Here is a 16,475-nt window from a genome sequence, read left to right on the forward strand (position 1 = left end):
ATGGCCGACAACCGGAACCAGAAGCAGGGCGGGGCGGGCTACCGCCTCGAGCGGATGCGCACGAACGGGCTCAAGGGCGGGACGAATCGCGAGCGCACGGACATCGAGGGGCCGAAGAAGAACGCCATCCTCGACTGCGGCTGGGGACGGCTGGTCTTCGCGCAGACCTTCTCCGACCAGCGGGAACTCGCCAACTCCCTGCGCGAGGAGGGTCCGGACCGGCGTGACATCGCCTTCTACGTCTCCGATCCGCACGTCCTCCTCAGCCACGCGCCGCAGGAGCTGTTCCTCGACCCCTCGCACACCTACAGGCTGGACCTTTCGACCTACCGGCCCGGCACGCGCCGGCCGCGCGGTTATTTCATCCGCCGCCTCTCCTCCGAACAGGACGCGACCGAGGTCAACCGGATCTACCAGACGCGCCACATGGTGCAGGTCCATCCGGCCTTCTTCTGGTCGAACCGTGACAACCGGGCGCTGACCTATTTCGTCGCCGAGGACGAAACGACGGGCGCGATCCTCGGCACGGTGACCGGCGTCCATTCCCGCCGCGCCTTCAACGATCCCGACAACGGCTCCTCGCTCTGGTGCCTTGCGGTCGATCCGCAGGCGACCCATCCGGGCATTGGCGAAAGCCTGGTCCGCCGCCTCTCCGAACATTTCCAGGCGCGAGGCTGCGCCTTCATGGATCTGTCGGTCATGCACGACAACGACAAGGCCATCGCGCTCTACGAGAAGCTCGGCTTCGTGCGGGTGCCGTTCTTCACGGTAAAGCGCAAGAACGAGATCAACGAGAAGCTGTTCACCGGCTCCGATCTCGGTTTCGAGGGGCTGAACCCCTATGCCAGGATCATCGTCGACGAGGCGAGGCGCCGCGGCATCCACTGCGAGGTGGTGGACGCCCCCGGTGGCTTCTTCCGCCTGACGCAGGGCGGACGCACCGTGCTCTGCCGCGAAAGCCTGTCGGAACTCACCTCGGCGGTCGCGATGTCGATCTGCGACGACAAGTCGGTGACGCGCCGCATTGTCCAGGCCGCCGGCGTCGCCGTCCCCGAGCAGATCGACGCCAGCGCCGACGACGAGGCCATCGCCGCCTTCATCGAGACGCACGGCCAGATCGTGGTGAAGCCGGCGAGAGGCGAGCAGGGCCGCGGTATCTCGGTCGGGATCGACAATCTGGAAGACGCGACGATCGCGATCAACCTGGCGCGGGAACAGTCCGAACGCGTGCTCCTGGAAGCGATGTTCGAGGGCGAGGATCTCCGGCTGATCGTCATAGATTACCGCCTTGTCGCCGCGGCGGTCCGCCGTCCGGCGGCGATCATCGGCGACGGCCGCTCGACCGTCCGCGAACTGATCGAACATCTGTCACGCCGCCGCGCCGCCGCGACCGGCGGCGAAAGCAAGGTTCCGCTTGATGCCGAGACCGAACGCTGCGTGCGAAACGCCGGCTTCGCGATGGACGACGTTCCCCCGGAAGGTGAACAGGTCGCGGTCCGCAAGACCGCCAATCTGCACACCGGCGGCACCATCCATGACGTGACGGGCGAGATCCACCCGAAGCTCGTCGAGGCGGCGGTCGCCGCCGCACGCGCGATCGAGATTCCGGTGACCGGAATCGACCTGATGATCAAGGCGCCGCACAGTCCGGACTATGTCTTCATCGAAGCCAATGAACGGCCAGGTCTCGCCAATCACGAGCCGCAGCCCACTGCCGAACGGTTCATCGATCTCTTGTTTCCGCTGTCGATCCCGTTTTCAGTACGGGCTGCACGGAATCAGCAACGAAAGACGAAGAAGGACGAGTAGTGCCGCGGCTTCCCATCGACTCCCACTATCTCACGGACCAGCTGAGGGCGCTTCTCAACATCCCGAGCCCCACCGGCTACACCGACACGGTGGTGCGTCATGTCGCGAAGGAACTCGAGCGGCTCGGCCTGACCGTCGAACTCACCCGCCGCGGGGCGATCTCGGCGATGCGACAAGGTTCGCGCCGCGCCTCGGCCCGTGCGATCGTCAGCCATCTCGACACGCTCGGCGCGCAGGTGAAACGGCTGAAGGACAACGGCCGCCTCGAACTCGTGCCGATCGGCCACTGGTCGGCGCGCTTCGCCGAGGGCGCACGCTGCATGATCTTTTCCGAGGCGGGCACCTATCGCGGCACCATCCTGCCGCTGAAGGCTTCCGGCCACACCTATAACGAGGAGATCGACACCCTGCCGGTCGGCTGGGAGTATGTCGAACTACGCGTCGACGCGCTGGCCCGCGACCGGACCGAGGTGACCAAGCTCGGCATCGAGGTCGGCGACACCGTCGCGATCGACCCGCAGCCGGAATTCCTCGACAATGGCTACATCGTCTCGCGCCATCTCGACAACAAGGCCGGCGTCGCCGTCATGCTGGCATCGATCGAGGCGATGGAGCGGGCGAGCGCCTCGACACCGGTCGACATCCACTGGCTGTTCACGATCGCCGAAGAGGTAGGCGTCGGCGCCGCCTCGATCCTGACGCCGGACATCGCCTCGATGATCGCGGTCGACAACGGCACCTCGGCGCCCGGCCAGAACTCGTCCGAGTTCGGCGTGACCATCGCGATGGCCGACCAGACCGGGCCGTTCGACTACCATCTGACCAAGAAGCTGGTGCGGCTCTGTCAGGAGGAGGACATCCGCTACCAGAAGGACGTCTTCCGCTACTACCGCTCCGATTCGGCGTCCGCCATCGAGGCCGGTCATGACGTCCGCACCGCGCTGATCACCTTCGGCGTCGATGCCTCGCACGGCTATGAGCGCATCCATGTCCACGCGCTGCGGTCGTTGTCGGAGCTGATCACCGCCTACGCCACCTCCCCCGTCGAGATCGAGCGCGACCGCAACCTTCACGCCGGGCTGAAGGGCTTTACCCGCCAACCGGACGTCGAGGCCGAGCAGGAGCTTGCCGAATATTCCAATCCCGCCGAGTGATCGCCGCCTGACGGTGTGACCGGAAGCCCGCGAGAAGAAGCATCTGGCGCAGACGCATCGATTGCGGTCATATCTGCCGGGCGCCGTTCGGTCGGCGTCTTCGCTCTTTTCAGAGGGGACGGTGGAATGGACATCGATGCGCTCCAGCTCAAGGCAGGCGAGTGGTTTATGGCGGTGGGGCCCGTCGCGGCCGCCTGGCTTCACGATCTCGACCTTGCCGCGAACGCCCATCAGGTCCTGGCGGTCACGGCGATCATTGTCGCGCTCGTTTCCCTCGCCCTCACCCGGAGCGTCTTCGTCTTCCTCATGGCTTGCTTTCTCGGCGTCGCCGCGATCTTCGGGGCGGAGCCGGTGGAGGATCAGCTGAAACGGCAGGCCTTCTCGATCGGCTGTTTCATCGCCGTAGGCCTCGCCTCGCTGGCGGTCCTGGCAGTCCGCGCCCGTCTCAGGCGCTCCAGGCGCGAGATCGACAGGCTGACGGAGAAGAACGAGGAACTTCAGAACCTCTACGACGAGGAGCTGCGTTGGCGAAGGGCGAGCTCCGCCTCGCCCCTGGCGACGCGAGAGCAGGACCGGGCGACGCTGGAGACCGCCTGAGACCGAGGAAAACGCCCGGCGGCCTGGGTCGCGGGGCGCGGGACGACCCCGGCTTCCCCACACGGACATCAGCGAGTGGAAGACGGTGAGCGGCCGGACGGCCGCCCATCTTCGCCGGGAATGGCCCGCCCGCGCGGGGCCCCTGCCCTTGCTCAGTCGGTGGCGATTTCCATCCGCCTGTTGATGGTCAGCGCGACAAGGGTGCAGATCGCGCCGGACAGGAGGTAGAAGCCGGCCGCGATCAGACCGAAATAGTCGGCGAGGAAGAGGGCGACGAAGGGCGCGAAGCCCGCGCCGAAGAGCCAGGCGAGATCGGAGACGAGCGCCGAGCCCGTATAGCGGAAGGCGCGCGGGAAGTTCGAGGCGACGGCGCCCGAACACTGGCCGAAGGAGAGGCCGAGGAGCCCGAAGCCGATCACCATGTAGATCAGCTCGCCCATCTCACCGCCGTCGAGGAGCTGCGGCGCGAAGCCCGAATAGATCGCGATCAGCGCGGCGAGCGCGGTCAGGAGGTTGCGCCGGCCGAACCGGTCGGCGAGGACGCCGGACAGGACGATCGCGAGGACGCCGACGACGGAGCCGAAGGCCTCGATCAGGAGGAAGCGCGTCGTCGACTGCTCGGTGAAGAGATAGACCCAGGAGAGCGGGAACACCGTCACCATGTGGAACAGCGCGAAGCTCGCGAGCGGCGCGAAGGCGCCGATGACGATCGTGCGGCCATGCTCGCGGACCGTGCGACGCACCCGGCTCGCCTGAAGCTCGCGATTCTCGAACTGGCGGACATAGTCCGGCGTGACAACGATGCGAAGCCGCGCGAACAGCGCCACGACATTGATCGCGAAGGCGACGAAGAACGGAAACTGCCAGCCCCATTCCAGGAAGTCCGCGGAGCTGAGCAGCCCGACGAAAAAGGCGAACAATCCGCTCGCGACCATCAGGCCGAGCGGCGCGCCGAGCTGCGGGATCATCGCGTACCAGCCGCGATTGCGCTTCGGCGCGTTCATCGCGAGGAGCGAGGCGAGCCCGTCCCAGGTGCCGCCGAGCGCCATGCCCTGCCCGATCCGGAACAGCGCCAGGAGCCAGGCGGCCCCCGACCCGATCTGGTCGTAGCTCGGCAGGAAGGCGACGATCACGGTCGAGGTGCCGAGCAGGAAGAGCGCGATGGTCAGCTTCACGCTTTTACCGAAATGCCGGTCGATCGTCATGAACGTCCAGGTGCCGAACGGCCGGGCGATGAAGGCGAGCGCGAAGATCGCGAAGGAATAGAGCGTTCCCGTCAGCGGGTCGACATAGGGAAAGACGCGCTGCGGGAAGACCAGCACGGACGCGATCGCGAAGACGAAGAAGTCGAAGAACTCGGAAGTCCGCCCGATGATCACGCCGATGGCGATCTCGCCGGGATTGACCCCATGATGGCGCGTATCGACTATTCTCGCGTCGCGCTCGACCGTGTTGGCTGCCGAAACCTGGCTCATTTCCTATCCCTGTACGGACGGCGCAGACGAAAAAGTGCCGCGCCATCGTGGCATTTCCCTCCCCCAATGCCGTTTGCTGCAGCGCAGCGGCATTGGGCAAATTGTCCAATACCCCCTTCGCTGCGACGCAACTAAACCGGCCGCGACTCCTCTCCCCTCCAATCTGGGAAAGATCGCTTGCAACGTCTTCGCCTGCTTGCGCTGCTGCCTCTGGCCGTCATCCTGAGCTCCTGCAACGCCGTCGTCCTCGACCCCTCCGGCGATGTCGCCGCACAACAGCGCGACCTCCTCCTGGTGTCGACCGGACTGATGCTCATCATCATCATCCCGGTGATGGCGCTTACCGTCTTTTTCGCCTGGAAGTACCGCCAGAGCAATCTGTACGCGCAGTACGACCCGGAATGGGATCACTCGACCAAGCTCGAGCTGATCATCTGGGCAGCGCCCCTGCTCATCATCATCTGCCTCGGGGCGGTGACCTGGCTCGGAACGCATCTCCTCGATCCGTACCGGAAGATCGATCGAATCTCCGCGGCCCGGCCGATCGCCGAGGGCACCGAACCCTTGAAGGTCGACGTGGTCGCGCTCGACTGGAAATGGCTGTTCTTCTACCCGCAATACGGCATCGCCACGGTGAACGAACTCGCCGCGCCGGTCGACCGGCCGATCGAATTCTCGATCACCGCCTCCTCGGTGATGAACTCGTTCTTCGTTCCCGCCCTCGCCGGCCAGATCTACGCCATGCCGGCCATGGAGACGAAGCTCCACGCGGTCATCAACGAGGCCGGCGTCTATGACGGCTTTTCCGCCAACTACAGCGGTCCCGGCTTTTCGGACATGAACTTCAAGTTCCACGGCGTCGACGAGGCCGGCTTCGAGAACTGGGTCGAAAAGGCGAAGCGAGACGGGCAGGCGCTCGATCTTCAGGCCTACGGCAACCTCGCCAAGCCGAGTGAGGACGTGCCGGTGATGTACTTCGCCTCCTATGCCGACGGCCTGTTCGACAAGATCGTCAACATGTGCACGAACCCCGACAAGATGTGCATGAACAAGATGATGCATATCGACATGCAGGGCGGCGCCGGCGTCGAGAGCCACGAGAACCGCGAGAAGCTGATCTACCACGGCGCGGCCATCGACCAGTTCTCGCCCGAGGACGCCGGGCTCGGCGCAACGGCTCCGGCCTCCGGCAACCGGCCTCATTCGGACCAGCCGAAGACGGATCAGCGCGACGACGGCAAGGGCCAGGGCACGGTCGCGCCCGACCAGCTGAACAACAAAGACTGAAATCACTGAAGGCGTCCGCCGGGCTCCCGATCGCGGGTCTGGCGACCTGCCCGACAGGATGGAACGAGTTCCACACATGCTTGGCAATTTCGATCTGCAGAGACTGATCTTCGGGCGGCTCTCGCTCGAGTCGATCCCCTATCACGAGCCGATCCTCATCGGGACCTTCCTCGTCGTGGCGCTCGGCGGCGCCGCGGTTCTCGGCGCCATCACCTATTACAAATGGTGGGGCATCCTCTGGAAGGAGTGGTTCACCAGCGTCGACCACAAGAAGATCGGCATCATGTACATGGTGCTCGGCATCATCATGCTGCTGCGCGGCTTCGCCGATGCGTTGATGATGCGCGCCCAGCAGGCGATGGCCTTCAACGGTTCGGAGGGCTTCCTGCCCGCCCATCACTACGATCAGGTCTTCACCGCCCATGGCGTGATCATGATCTTCTTCGTGGCGATGCCGCTGGTCACCGGCATCATGAACTATGTCGTGCCTCTGCAGATCGGCGCGCGCGACGTCTCCTTCCCGTTCCTCAACAATTTCTCGTTCTGGATGACCACGGCGGGCGCGCTGCTGATCATGATGTCGCTGTTCATCGGCGAGTTCGCGCGCACCGGCTGGCTCGCCTATCCGCCGCTGTCCGACGCGACCTACTCGCCCGGCGTCGGCGTCGACTACTACATCTGGGGCCTGCAGATCGCGGGCGTCGGCACGCTTCTGTCCGGCGTCAACCTGCTCGTGACCATCGTCAAGATGCGCGCGCCGGGCATGACCATGATGAAGATGCCGGTCTTCTGCTGGACCTCGCTCTGCACCAACGTGCTGATCGTCGCCGCCTTCCCGGTCCTGACCGCCGTCCTCGCCCTCCTCTCGCTCGACCGGTACGTTGGCACGAACTTCTTCACCAACGACCTCGGCGGCAATCCGATGATGTACATCAACCTCATCTGGATCTGGGGCCATCCGGAGGTCTACATCCTGATCCTGCCGGCCTTCGGCATCTTCTCGGAGGTGACGTCCACCTTCTCCGGCAAGCGGCTGTTCGGCTACACCTCGATGGTCTACGCGACGGTGGTCATCACCATCCTGTCCTACCTCGTCTGGCTGCACCATTTCTTCACCATGGGATCGGGCGCGAGCGTCAACTCGTTCTTCGGCATCACCACGATGATCATCTCGATCCCGACGGGCGCGAAGATCTTCAACTGGCTGTTCACCATGTATCGCGGCCGCATCCGCTTCGAGCCGCCGATGATGTGGGTGGTCGCATTCATGCTGACCTTCGTGATCGGCGGCATGACTGGCGTGCTCCTCGCCGTCCCGCCGGTCGACTTCGTCACCCACAACTCGCTCTTCCTGATCGCCCACTTCCACAACGTGATCATCGGCGGCGTGCTGTTCGGCCTGTTCGCCGGCATCAACTACTGGTTCCCCAAGGCCTTCGGCTTCAAGCTCGATCCGTTCTGGGGCAAGGTGAGCTTCTGGTTCTGGGTGGTCGGCTTCTACTTTGCCTTCATGCCGCTCTACGTGCTCGGCCTGATGGGCGTGACCCGGCGCCTGCGCGAGTTCGACGACCCGTCGCTGCAGATCTGGTTCGTCGTCGCCGCCTTCGGCGCGGTGCTGATCGCCATCGGCATCGGCGCCTTCCTGATGCAGATCTACGTCTCGATCCGCGACCGCAATTCGGAACGGCTGCGCGATTTCACCGGCGATCCCTGGGAGGGCCGCACGCTGGAATGGTCGACCTCCTCGCCGCCGCCGGAGTACAATTTCGCCTTCACGCCGGTCATCCACGACAATGATGCCTGGTGGGACATGAAGAAGCGCGGCCATTCGCGCCCGCTCGAGGGCTTCCGGCCGATCCACATGCCGAAGAACACCGGCGCTGGCGTCGTCCTGGCGGGCTTCAGCCTCGTCCTCGGCTTCGCGCTGATCTGGTACATCTGGTGGCTCGCGGCGGTCGCCTTCGTCGGCCTGCTCGTCACCGCGATCGGCCACACCTTCAACTACAATCGCGACTTCCACATCCCCGCGGAAAAGGTCGTCGCGACCGAGAACGCCCGTACCAAGCTTCTCGCGGCAAATGGCTGATCCGATGTCGAATACGATGACCGCCGAGACCGGCCACGAGGCGCCGGTCTTCTACCAGATCGAGGAACACGATCACCCTGAGGGCTCGAGCACCATGCTCGGCTTCTGGGTCTATCTGATGAGCGACTGCCTGATCTTCGCGGTCCTCTTCGCCTGCTACGGCGTCCTCGGCGGCAGCTACGCCGCCGGGCCCTCGCCGAAGGACCTGTTCGAGCTGCCGCTCGTCGCGCTCAACACCTCGCTGCTGCTGTTCTCCTCGATCACCTACGGCTTCGCCGTCCTGCAGATGCAGGAGAACAAGGTGAAGGGGACGCTCCTCTGGCTCGCGGTCACCGGCCTGTTCGGTCTCGGCTTCCTGTCGATCGAGATCTACGAATTCGCGGGCCTCATCGCCGAGGGCGCGGGCCCGCAGCGCAGCGCCTTCCTGTCCGCCTTCTTCACCCTCGTCGGCACCCACGGCCTGCATGTCACCTTCGGCGTGATCTGGCTGGTGACGCTGATGGTGCAGGTCTCGCGGCGCGGGCTGGTCGCCGCCAACCGGCGCCGGCTGATGTGCCTGTCGATGTTCTGGCACTTCCTCGACGTCGTCTGGATCGGCGTCTTCACCTTCGTATACCTTCTCGGAGTGCTGCGATGAGCACGAACGCCCGCGCCGCCACCCATCCCGCGGCCGCAGACCACGGCTCGCACGGCCACGACGAGCACGGCGGCCAGCATCAGTCGACCATGCGCGGCTACATGACCGGCTTCGTCCTGTCGGTCGTCCTGACGGCGATCCCGTTCTGGCTGGTCATGTCCGGGGTCCTCGGCAGCAATGTCGCGACGGCCTTGACGGTGATGGCCTTCGCCGCGGTGCAGATCGTCGTCCACATGGTCTATTTCCTGCACATGGACGGCCGCTCGGAGGGCGGCTGGACGCTGATGGCGCTGATCTTCACCCTCGTTCTCGTGGTGATCACCCTGACCGGCTCGCTCTGGGTCATGTACCACCTCAACACCAACATGATGCCGGTCATGCGGGACATGGAGAACATGGAGGTCAACGGACCGACCACGGCTGCGCCTGCCGGCGGCAAGCATCCGCTTCCCGGGGTTGCCGGCGGCGAGGTGCACATGGACCATGTCGGCAGCCGCCCGGTCGACGAGCATGGCGCCGTGGCGCAGCCCGGTGGCGGTGAGGGTATCCTCGACAGCCTCGACCCGTCCCAGAACGGCACCGCGGCATCCGGAGCGGGCGCAGGCACGATGCAGATGGATCACGACGGCCAGGTGAAGTGACAGGACGACGGGAAGGCGGCGCCGATCCCTCCATGCCGCCGCCGGCCCGACCGGGAGCGGCTCCGCCCCAGGCGAGCGATCCGGCGGCCGGAAGGGCCGCTTCCCCGGTCCGCTCCCTGCGAAGCCTTCTCCTGCTCGGCCTTGCAGGCGCGATCCTCTTCGCCGGCTTCGTCGGTCTCGGGATCTGGCAGATCGAGCGCCGGGCCTGGAAGCTCGACCTCATCGCCAAGGTCGATGCCCGGGTTCACGCCGCCCCGGTTCCCGCCCCCGGCCCGGCGGAATGGCCGGAGATCTCGGCCAAAGCCGATCAGTACCGCCACGTGTCGGTCGACGGCCATTTCCTCGACGACCACGAGACGCTCGTAAAGGCGGTGACGGATCTCGGCAGTGGCTACTGGCTGCTCGTCCCCTTCATGACCGACCGGGGCTTCACCGTCCTCGTCAATCGCGGCTTCGTTCCCTCGGACTGGCGCGATGCGGCGAGCCGCGCCCCCCGCGGGGCTGCCGACGGCGCGACCAGCGTGGCAGGTCTTCTGCGCGTCAGCGAGCCAGGTGGCGCCTTTCTCCGCGAGAACGCCCCGGCTGGCGAGCGCTGGTATTCGCGGGACGTTGCCGCGATTGCGCAGGCGCGCGGGCTGGCTGGGCCCGTCGCTCCCTACTTTATCGACGCGGAAGCGAACGGCCCGCGCACCGCCTATCCCGTGGGCGGGCTGACCGTGATCGCCTTCCGCAACGAGCATCTGGTCTACGCCCTGACCTGGTTCGGCCTGGCATTGCTGGTCGTCGTCGCCGCGTTCGTGGTGGTTTGGGACCAGCGCCGGCGCCGAGGCGATACGCCAGGCGGCGAGGATGGTCGCGCGGCCGGCTGAAATCGCTCCGGCGTGGGGACGCTCGTGAGCGGATGTCGCAGCGGGTGCGGATGGACGATCGATTGCATATATCAACCGCATGAACCTTGGAGCATCGGGCGCGGAGATGTCGAGGCCGCAGGGACCGCAGACGGAGACGCGCACAGTGTCGGGAGCGGTCCTGTCCACCCCGGTCGTCGACGCCGCCAACCGCAAGAACGTCCTCATCCTGGTGCAGCTGCGATGGATCGCCGTCGTAGGCCAGATCCTGACCATCTGCGTCGTGCATTTCGGGCTCGGGATCGGCCTGCCGCTCCTGCCGCTTTCCCTGGTCGTCGTCGCGCTCGTCGCGCTCAATCTGGGCACGCTTGCCTGGCTGCGCCGGCGCCGCGAGGTCGCGAGTCCCGTGCTCGAAGCGGCGATGATCTTCGACGTCCTGGCGCTGACGCTTCAGTTCGCGCTCACCGGCGGCATCACCAATCCGTTCATCCCGCTCTATCTGCTGCAGGTGGTGCTCGGCGCCGTCCTCTTGCGCCCGCGCGGCACCTGGACGCTGGCCGCTGTCTCCTTCGCCGGCCTGATCGCGATCTCCTTCGTCTACCGCCCGCTCCTCCTCCCGCACACGGCGACCGGCGAATATGCGCTGTTCCTGCGCACGCTCGCCCTCCTCCTGTGCCTTGCGCTCGACGGCGTGCTTCTCGTCGTCTTCGTCACCCAGATCACCCGGAACCTCAGGGAGCGAGACGCCCATCTCGCCGTCATGCGCCAGCAGGCCGCGGAGGAGGACCACATCATCCGTATGGGCCTTCTCGCCTCGAGCGCGGCGCACGAGCTCGGCACCCCCCTCGCCTCGCTGTCTGTCATCCTCGGCGACTGGCAGCGCGTCCCGGCGATCGCGAAGGACGAGGACCTTTCCCAGGAGCTTGGCGAAATGCAGGCGGCGGTCGGGCGCTGCAAGTCGATCGTCACCCGCGTTCTGATGAGCGCCGGTGAGGCGCGCGGGGAAGCCGCGGGCCTGACGACGCTCACCCGGTTCCTCGACACCCTCGTCGCCGAATGGCGGGCGATCCGGCCGGACGCCAACCTGTCCTACGAGGATTTCCTCGGCTCGGACATCGCCATCGTCTCCGATACCACGCTGAAGCAGGTCATCTTCAACCTGCTCGACAATGCCTACGAATCGCCCTCGCGCTGGATCGGGCTGTCGGCGGAGCGCAGGGGGGAGATGCTGCGCGTCACCGTGACCGACCAGGGCCCGGGCTTCCAGCAGAAGGTGCTGGACCATTTCGGCAAGCCCTATCAGTCGACCAAGGGCCGGCAGGGTGGTGGCATCGGCCTGTTCATCGTCGTCAACGTCGTGCGCAAGCTCGGCGGCAACGTCACCGCCAGGAACCGCCCGGGCCGCGGCGCGCTGGTCGCCCTCGAACTCCCCCTCTCGGCCCTTGCAATTGGAGATCTGGACCATGCCGGATGAGCGCAGTCTCGTCATCGTCGAGGACGATCTCGGATTCGCGCGGACGCTGAAGCGCTCCTTCGAAAGGCGGGGCTATACGGTGTTCCACGCGCCCGGCCGCGACGAACTGAACGCGCTGCTTCAAGAGCGCAGCTTCGGCTATGCCGTCGTCGACCTGAAGCTCGACGGCGCGTCCGGTCTGCAATGCGTGGAGACCCTGCACGCCCACGATCCGGACATGCTGATCGTCGTCCTCACCGGCTTTGCCTCGATCGCGACGGCCGTCGAGGCGATCAAGCTCGGCGCCTGCCACTATCTCGCCAAGCCGTCGAACACCGACGACATCGAGGAGGCCTTCTCCAAGGCCGAGGGCAATGCCGATGTCGCGCTGACGGAGCGCCCGACCTCGATCAAGACACTCGAATGGGAGCGCATCCACGAGACGCTGGTCGAGACCGATTTCAACATCTCCGAGACCGCGAGGCGCCTGGGGATGCACCGGCGCACGCTCGCCCGCAAGCTGGAGAAGCGGCAGGTCAAGTGACGAGCGATTCGGCAAGCCCTGCCGCGCCGGCGTTAGCGGTGAATGAGTCGCGGCATCGGACGGCCTTCCACGGGGTGGCCGGGGTATGCCTCGGCCCCCAGACGCCGGAGAATCCCCGCTGCGACGGACCAAAAGCCCCCTCGCCGGAGGGCTCCGGGCTGCACTTGCGAAAAACTGTCCCCACGCTTGCGCGCCGTCGTCGCCAAGTGTTGACGCGGAAGCCGAAATCGGAGACATAGCGCCCGACGCTGCCGTAGCTCAGTGGTAGAGCACTCCCTTGGTAAGGGAGAGGTCGACAGTTCAATCCTGTCCGGCAGCACCAGCCCAAGCCATTGTTATGATTTGGGTCCCTTGCATCCCAAGGATTTTTGGACCGTAGTGCCGTTACAAACGGGTTGCGGCGGCATGGCGGCCAAGCTTCAAGGGCCGATGGAGCGCGATGGGCGCTTCCACGTGCGGCCTGTCATTTCGACTGACTTACGTCCCGTTTAACGAAATAAGTTCGAATTTCGCGAGCCGCTCGGCGCCGATCCACGCGAAGCGCTGCGAAACACGAAGCTTCTGCTAAGCGAACTCGTCAGAGGATGCTGATCGCCTAACGATCCACAAATGGGCACGATGTCGAGCGGCCGGTCTTTACATGTTTTTGCTGTTGCGACGCGTCAAAGTCGATGCTAGAGAAATCTTACCTAATCCCTTAAAGGGGATTCTGAATGGCGACCACAACTGTTATCGGAGGCGCGACCAACGCCGGCGCCGACGTATCAGTAGGTTTCCGTTAATGAAAGCGGGGCCCGAAGGCCCCGCTCAGACGTTGGATCAATCTCGTTCTAACTCCCCAGTTTGATCACGAGATAGATCATTAGAAGCGTCGCGAGGAGGAGCGCCATCCAGGCGTTCTTCCCTCGTGCCCTGACTTCTATCCACGGACTCTTGAAGTTGACCTCATCGTGGTCATCAGGTGGGTCTTTCATGAGTTTTCCTTTCGTGTCATACGCGGCTGTTGCTGATTTGCGACTGCCGCGATGATCGTCTTAGACGAGTAACCGCTCCTGCGCTAGATGCAGTAGTTGCCCCGGATCGCGGGCATATCTCTGTCCACGACTTTCGTTTGTTAACACGCCCCGGCAAATTCGCGCGGATCGCGCCGCGCATGACGCAGATAGCATCGCGGCATTCTCGGCAGATTTTCAGAGTGAGTGCTTGGGCGCCGAGGACCGGAAGGTCGGCCCTCCGGCGTCGGCGCCCCGCACCGCGTGCGTCAGCTTCGGTCGCGCGACCGGGCGCCGTCGATGCTCAGCGCGCCGGCGCCGGCAAAGACGAAGAACAGGAACACGAAGCAGTAGAGAATCGCCGCGTCGCCGCCATTGTTGACCGGGAACGGGCTCTGCGGCGCGTGGAACAGGAAATAGGCGAAAGCCATCTCGCCCGACGCGATGAAGGCCGCGAGCCGCGTGAACAGACCGGCGATGATCAGCACCCCCGCGACGAGTTCGATGACCCCGCCGATGCCGAAGAGCGAGAACAGCGCCGGTCCGGCGTGGTCCGAGGGCGGGAAGCCCGCGAGCTTCTGCAGACCGTGTTGGAGGAACAAGAGGCCCGCGACCATCCGCAGGAGCCCGTGCGCATAAGGTGAGTAGCGTGTCAGATCCATCGGCGTCACTCCGTGCCGGTTACAACGATCGGCCCGTAGCCGGCCACGATCCCGTTGTCACCAGCAAAGCCCGAGACACAGCGTCGCCGAATCGGGGCCCGAGGCGTCGCCCGAACCGCCCGGACTTGCCTTTGGCAGTCGTTTCGCTCTATCGCAGCCGCTTAAATCAACACCTGCCTTGGATCTGATCGGGATGTCGAGCGCCGAAAAATCCTTTCCCGTCTCCTGGGACCAGTTCCACCGCGACGCCCGGGCACTCGCCTGGCGGCTCGCCGGGTTCCGCTCGGACTGGAAGGCGATCGTCTGCATCACCCGCGGCGGTCTCGTGCCGGCGGCGATCATCGCCCGCGAACTCGGCACCAGGCTGATCGAGACCGTGTGCGTCGCCTCCTATCACGACTATACGGAACAGGGCGAGTTGAGGGTCCTGAAGGACGTCGCGCCGGCGCTCCTTGAGGACGAGGGCGAAGGCATCCTCATCGTCGACGACCTCACCGATACCGGCAAGACCGCCGGCATCGTCCGCGCGATGCTGCCGAAGGCGCATTTCGCCACCGTCTATGCCAAGCCGAAGGGGCGCCCGCTGGTCGACACCTTCATCACCGAGGTGAGCCAGGACACCTGGATCTACTTTCCCTGGGATCTCGGCCTGACCTTCCAGGCGCCGATCGGCAAGGGTACGGCCGGCTGACCTCGGCGGCCGAAAGCCCGGCAGCCGGTCTTGAACGAGGCAGAACGGCGTCGTCTCAGCGCGCGGGGCCGGGCGCTGGAGCAAGCTCCATCACCGCCTCGAACAACAGGCCCCGCTCGGTCCAGTCGCGCTTCATGGTGCCGTGCAGCTGGCGCACGATCAGCGTGTCCAGAAGCTCGCTGCCGAACCCCTGCGCGGCTTCCTCGATCGGCAGAGATCGTGCATCCGGCCCGATGGTCTCCCGCCAGCTGACCGCCAGCCGGCGCCGCGGGGCATCCGAGAGCCTCCAGTCGATCGCCACCAGGCCTTCCATTCCAGGTGCCAGCGCTCCGTATTTGGTGGCGTTGGTCGCCAGCTCGTGGACGACCATGCCGACGATCACCGCCTCGCTGGAGTTCAGGAGGACGTCCGGGCCGAAGACATGGATGCGCGTCCCGAGCCCGTAATGCTTCAGTTCCGAGCGGACGATGTCGCCGAAATACGCCCCGGAGTCTTCGCTCTCCACGAGCAAGGAATGGGTGGAAGACAGCGAGGCGACGCGCTCCAGGAGGTCGGAGCGGATCTCCTCCGGCGACTGGCTGGCGCGAACCGACAGCGCGATCACCGCCTGGACGGTCGACAGCGAGTTCTTGACCCGGTGCTCCATCTCCCGCGACATCAGCCGCGCCTGTTCCTCGGCCCGCTGGCGAAAGCGGATCTCTTCGCGAAGCGCGAGTTCCGAATCGAGAATCGCGACGAGGTCTTCCACCGTCCGCCGATCTGACGGCGACCAATGGCGCGGCTTGTGATCGATGACCGACAGCGAGCCGACGACGCTGCCATTGGGCGTTCTCAGCGGCAGGCCGAGATAGGCTACAACCCCGAGTTCCTCGATCGCGGGATTGTCCTTCACCAGCGGGTGCGTGCGGGCGTCCTCGATGATCAGCGGCTGTTCGCCCTCGATGACATAGCGGCAGAAGGAGCGGGAGATGGGCGTCGAACGGGTTGTCGCGTAAGGCTCCGGGAGACCATGCGCTCCCTTGAACACCTGAAAGCCGGCATCCAGGATCGTCGCGAGCGAGACCGGGGCGCCGACGCTCTGCGCCGCCAGCCGGGCCACCCGGTCGAAAGCATCGTCGGACCCGGAATCGATGAGGTCGGAAGCGCTCAGTCTCCAACTCGCTTCACTGAGCCAAGGCAATATCCTGTCCTTTCCACGGACGGCGTCACCCCTCACTTCCTTTCCCGGCCGCTTTCCGGGGTCGGGCCCATCCGGCACCCCCGGAATCGGCATCCTTTTCAAGAAGTCGGGTCTTGTAGAGCCCGATTTTCGGGGCTTGCAAGTGGCATCTTGGTAAGTTGCCGCGTTTTCCCGGGATTTCGATCGATTTTGAAACAAATGCGTATAGCGTCCCGGCTGCAATTGACCGGCTTCCGAGACTCGCCCTACCGTCTCGCTACTCCGACGGGCGGCGTTGGTTCCCCCCGGCGGCCAGTTGTCCACAGCGAAGGCCGACGCCGGGCGAAAGTCGTGCAAAACTCCGACCCTGCCATTCGCGCCGCCGGATTCAGACTCGCTTAACCTCAGGCAAGCTACTATATGTAGTGTCCGAAATTGCT

Annotated in this window: 13 protein-coding genes, 1 tRNA gene and 1 pseudogene; 12 read left to right on the forward strand and 3 right to left on the reverse strand. The window is 65.2% G+C overall.

Going from position 1 to position 16,475, the window contains the following annotated elements; translation table 11 throughout:
* The 3 genes from ngg (at nucleotide 1) to LH400_RS09385 (ending at nucleotide 3,560) form a co-directional block, all read left to right on the forward strand.
* The gene (ngg, locus tag LH400_RS09375; protein ID WP_229152406.1) at nucleotides 1–1,809 is read left to right on the forward strand and encodes an N-acetylglutaminylglutamine synthetase; all 1,809 of its coding nucleotides are present in this window, start codon (nucleotides 1–3) and stop codon (nucleotides 1,807–1,809) included.
* Nucleotides 1,809–2,963: an osmoprotectant NAGGN system M42 family peptidase gene (locus tag LH400_RS09380; RefSeq protein ID WP_229152407.1), complete on the forward strand. Its 1,155-nt coding sequence runs from the start codon at nucleotides 1,809–1,811 to the stop codon at nucleotides 2,961–2,963. Before ngg ends, LH400_RS09380 begins: the two co-directional genes overlap by 1 nt.
* Before the next feature lie 126 nt (nucleotides 2,964–3,089).
* Complete coding sequence (locus LH400_RS09385; protein ID WP_229152408.1) at nucleotides 3,090–3,560, forward strand: hypothetical protein; 471 nt, start codon at nucleotides 3,090–3,092, stop codon at nucleotides 3,558–3,560.
* Between the two features lie 152 nt (nucleotides 3,561–3,712).
* Here the strand turns inward: LH400_RS09385 and LH400_RS09390 are convergent, their stop codons facing one another.
* Nucleotides 3,713–5,035 (reverse strand): MFS transporter, encoded by a 1,323-nt coding sequence (locus LH400_RS09390; protein ID WP_229152409.1) that lies wholly within the window; start codon nucleotides 5,033–5,035, stop codon nucleotides 3,713–3,715.
* A 177-nt stretch (nucleotides 5,036–5,212) separates the two neighbouring features.
* On the opposite strand from LH400_RS09390, the gene cyoA reads away from it, so the two are divergent.
* The 8 genes and pseudogenes from cyoA to LH400_RS09430 all read left to right on the forward strand — a co-directional run bounded on the left by cyoA (nucleotide 5,213) and on the right by LH400_RS09430 (nucleotide 12,853).
* Complete coding sequence (cyoA, locus tag LH400_RS09395) at nucleotides 5,213–6,322, forward strand: ubiquinol oxidase subunit II (protein ID WP_229152410.1); 1,110 nt, start codon at nucleotides 5,213–5,215, stop codon at nucleotides 6,320–6,322.
* Nucleotides 6,323–6,398: 76 nt separating this feature from the next.
* Entirely contained in the window at nucleotides 6,399–8,408 is a 2,010-nt protein-coding gene (cyoB, locus tag LH400_RS09400; RefSeq protein ID WP_229152411.1) for a cytochrome o ubiquinol oxidase subunit I, read from the forward strand.
* Between the two features lie 4 nt (nucleotides 8,409–8,412).
* Nucleotides 8,413–9,045: a cytochrome o ubiquinol oxidase subunit III gene (gene cyoC, locus LH400_RS09405; RefSeq protein ID WP_229152412.1), complete on the forward strand. Its 633-nt coding sequence runs from the start codon at nucleotides 8,413–8,415 to the stop codon at nucleotides 9,043–9,045.
* A pseudogene (gene cyoD / locus LH400_RS09410) lies at nucleotides 9,042–9,434 on the forward strand (cytochrome o ubiquinol oxidase subunit IV); the annotation flags it as partial. The gene cyoC and the pseudogene cyoD, both read left to right, overlap by 4 nt.
* A gap of 284 nt (nucleotides 9,435–9,718) precedes the next feature.
* The gene (locus LH400_RS09415; RefSeq protein WP_255616971.1) at nucleotides 9,719–10,555 is read left to right on the forward strand and encodes an SURF1 family protein; all 837 of its coding nucleotides are present in this window, start codon (nucleotides 9,719–9,721) and stop codon (nucleotides 10,553–10,555) included.
* Nucleotides 10,556–10,700: 145 nt separating this feature from the next.
* Entirely contained in the window at nucleotides 10,701–12,008 is a 1,308-nt protein-coding gene (locus tag LH400_RS09420; RefSeq protein WP_229152414.1) for an ATP-binding protein, read from the forward strand.
* The gene (locus tag LH400_RS09425) at nucleotides 11,998–12,531 is read left to right on the forward strand and encodes a response regulator transcription factor (protein ID WP_229152415.1); all 534 of its coding nucleotides are present in this window, start codon (nucleotides 11,998–12,000) and stop codon (nucleotides 12,529–12,531) included. Before LH400_RS09420 ends, LH400_RS09425 begins: the two co-directional genes overlap by 11 nt.
* Before the next feature lie 247 nt (nucleotides 12,532–12,778).
* A tRNA-Thr gene (locus LH400_RS09430) sits at nucleotides 12,779–12,853 on the forward strand.
* A gap of 939 nt (nucleotides 12,854–13,792) precedes the next feature.
* Here the strand turns inward: LH400_RS09430 and LH400_RS09435 are convergent.
* Nucleotides 13,793–14,185: a DoxX family protein gene (locus LH400_RS09435; RefSeq protein WP_229152416.1), complete on the reverse strand. Its 393-nt coding sequence runs from the start codon at nucleotides 14,183–14,185 to the stop codon at nucleotides 13,793–13,795.
* A 193-nt stretch (nucleotides 14,186–14,378) separates the two neighbouring features.
* Between LH400_RS09435 and gpt the strand changes: the two genes are divergently transcribed.
* Nucleotides 14,379–14,876 carry a xanthine phosphoribosyltransferase gene (gpt, locus tag LH400_RS09440; protein WP_229152417.1) on the forward strand — a complete coding sequence of 166 codons (498 nt, stop codon included), beginning with the start codon at nucleotides 14,379–14,381 and terminating at the stop codon, nucleotides 14,874–14,876.
* Nucleotides 14,877–14,931: 55 nt separating this feature from the next.
* Here gpt and LH400_RS09445 read toward each other — a convergent pair whose 3' ends face one another.
* Nucleotides 14,932–16,056 (reverse strand): sensor histidine kinase, encoded by a 1,125-nt coding sequence (locus LH400_RS09445; protein WP_229152418.1) that lies wholly within the window; start codon nucleotides 16,054–16,056, stop codon nucleotides 14,932–14,934.
* Between the last annotated feature and the right edge of the window lie 419 nt (nucleotides 16,057–16,475).

Source organism: Jiella soli (assembly GCF_020615385.1).
Classification (GTDB): domain Bacteria; phylum Pseudomonadota; class Alphaproteobacteria; order Rhizobiales; family Rhizobiaceae; genus VKMB-3413.

Excerpts from the sequence above, each read along its gene's own strand:
- ngg (WP_229152406.1), top strand. The coding sequence starts at position 1 with ATGGCCGACAACCGGAACCAGAAGCAGGGCGGGGCGGGCTACCGCCTC.
- LH400_RS09385 (WP_229152408.1), top strand. The coding sequence starts at position 3,090 with ATGGACATCGATGCGCTCCAGCTCAAGGCAGGCGAGTGGTTTATGGCG.
- LH400_RS09390 (WP_229152409.1), bottom strand. The coding sequence starts at position 5,035 with ATGAGCCAGGTTTCGGCAGCCAACACGGTCGAGCGCGACGCGAGAATA.
- cyoB (WP_229152411.1), top strand. The coding sequence starts at position 6,399 with ATGCTTGGCAATTTCGATCTGCAGAGACTGATCTTCGGGCGGCTCTCG.
- cyoC (WP_229152412.1), top strand. The coding sequence starts at position 8,413 with ATGTCGAATACGATGACCGCCGAGACCGGCCACGAGGCGCCGGTCTTC.
- LH400_RS09415 (WP_255616971.1), top strand. The coding sequence starts at position 9,719 with ATGCCGCCGCCGGCCCGACCGGGAGCGGCTCCGCCCCAGGCGAGCGAT.
- LH400_RS09425 (WP_229152415.1), top strand. The coding sequence starts at position 11,998 with ATGCCGGATGAGCGCAGTCTCGTCATCGTCGAGGACGATCTCGGATTC.
- LH400_RS09435 (WP_229152416.1), bottom strand. The coding sequence starts at position 14,185 with ATGGATCTGACACGCTACTCACCTTATGCGCACGGGCTCCTGCGGATG.
- gpt (WP_229152417.1), top strand. The coding sequence starts at position 14,379 with ATGTCGAGCGCCGAAAAATCCTTTCCCGTCTCCTGGGACCAGTTCCAC.